We start from the raw sequence: 386 nt of genomic DNA on the forward strand, positions 1-386 counted from the left end.
AAAGACATGTTTTCTTTCTGCTCGGAAGACTTGGGCGCGTCCTCCCTCGATATCCTGAAAGACCGCCTCTACACCACCAAAGCCGACAGCCATGCACGCCGCAGCGCACAAACTGCCCTATATCACATCACACGCACTCATTGATATTGCCGGCGCGGGCGGCGTTCCCGACAATAAAAACACTTTGGGCGACACGTTTGCCTCGTGGGGCTGGAAAAACAGCAATTATTTCGTGTTGCCCGTCTTAGGCCCGCAACAGCAACCCCGTTCGGTAAAAACCTTCTGCCTCGCGTGGCCGCCTTATTAGCCGTACCGCAAATTTCTGATTTGACCGCGATTGTGGATGCCACGACTTTTGTACGCCCGATTTCTGCGGGTAATGCATT

General features: G+C 53.6%; 2 pseudogenes. Both read left to right on the forward strand.

The features are described from left to right. Positions 1–136: 136 nt before the first annotated feature. Positions 137–253, forward strand: a pseudogene (locus ACRPFF_RS11685) (MlaA family lipoprotein); the annotation flags it as partial. Further along, a pseudogene (locus ACRPFF_RS11690) lies at positions 253–386 on the forward strand (electron transfer flavoprotein subunit alpha/FixB family protein); the annotation flags it as partial. The pseudogenes ACRPFF_RS11685 and ACRPFF_RS11690, both read left to right, overlap by 1 nt.

Origin of the sequence: Neisseria sp. SLRRB23, assembly GCF_050896295.1 — a bacterium.
In the GTDB taxonomy this organism is placed as follows: domain Bacteria; phylum Pseudomonadota; class Gammaproteobacteria; order Burkholderiales; family Neisseriaceae; genus Neisseria.